Annotated in this window: 1 protein-coding gene; it reads left to right on the top strand. The window is 43.2% G+C overall.

What is annotated here, in order from left to right; all coding sequences use genetic code 11:
- Positions 1 to 241: 241 nt before the first annotated feature.
- Positions 242 to 1,123, top strand: coding sequence for an SDR family NAD(P)-dependent oxidoreductase (locus tag PseudUWO310_RS22555; RefSeq protein WP_143190599.1), 882 nt, complete (start codon positions 242 to 244; stop codon positions 1,121 to 1,123).
- Positions 1,124 to 1,210 lie beyond the last annotated feature (87 nt).

The raw sequence follows: 1,210 nt of genomic DNA, 5'->3' as shown, positions 1-1,210 counted from the left end.
ATTTTGATGACCGTCTCATGTTGAATGCGGCTGGCTTATGGAACTTCTATTTAGATTTTGCTTGCAATGGACAGAAAAAGTAAAATCACCTCTGTGCTTTGCTTTTATTTCCCAACAAGTCTAATGTTCTCAATTAATTTCTGGAAATATTTCTTAGGGAAGATTCAAGCTATCTTGTAGCTCGCCTATTCATTAGTAAGCGATACTTGTAAAGTAGTTCGCGAAATAGAGATGATTTTTCATGTCAGGAAATTTAAAAGGTAAGGCGGCTCTGGTAACAGGAGCATCAAGGGGAATTGGTAAAGGTATTGCTATTGCTTTGGGTGAAGCAGGTGCATTGGTTTATATCACGGGGCGCAGTGTGAATGCTGATAATTCTACAGATTCTATTTCGGGTAGTTTATTAGAGACTAAAGCCGCAGTGGAAAAAGCAGGTGGGATATGTATTGCCGTTCCCGTCGATCACAGTGATGATGAGCAGATTAAATCTCTATTTGAGCAAATCGATCGCGAACAAAATGGACAATTAGATCTGTTGGTGAATAATGCCTATGGTGGTGTGCGATCGCTAATAGATGCGAAGGGTAAACCATTTTGGGAAGCAGATCTGAGTCTTTGGGATGCTTGCAATCAAGTCGGTTTGCGAAGTCACTATGTGGCAAGTCATTTTGCCGCAAAAATGATGGCTCAACGCAAGCAAGGCTTAATCGTGACAATTTCTTCTTGGGGGGGATTAGCTCCTATTTTTGGCGTTGCCTATGGTACTGGTAAATCTGCTTGCGATCGCCTTGCGGCTGAGATGGCAGTCGAACTCAAGCCGTTTAATGTTGCTTCGATTTCCCTCTGGCCGGGGATTGTCGGCACTGAGCAGTTTCATCATTTGGCGGAAGAAAACCTTGAGGGTACTGAGAGTAATGTTGGTGTTAGCGCGATCGCGGATAAGTTTAATTGGGAAACTCCTTTATTTGTCGGTAGAGTAATTGCTGCGCTAGGTAACGATCCAGATCGGATGAGGCGAACTGGCAAAGTTCAGATTGGGGCGGAACTAGCGGCGCATTATGGAATAGTTGATGAGTATGAGTATCGAGACTGTCAAGCATTTTGTGTAAAGTCTAGAAGCTAGATGTGGAGACGATCCTCAAAGAGGATAGCAAATCGATTAAGGGCGGGTTTCCAATCGCGAATGGGCATTGTCCATTTCTTAGAAATA

Source organism: Pseudanabaena sp. UWO310 (assembly GCF_006861605.1).
GTDB lineage: Bacteria > Cyanobacteriota > Cyanobacteriia > Pseudanabaenales > Pseudanabaenaceae > Pseudanabaena.
Note: the sequence above shows the minus strand (reverse complement) of the source record. Positions and strands in the feature narration are given on the sequence as shown.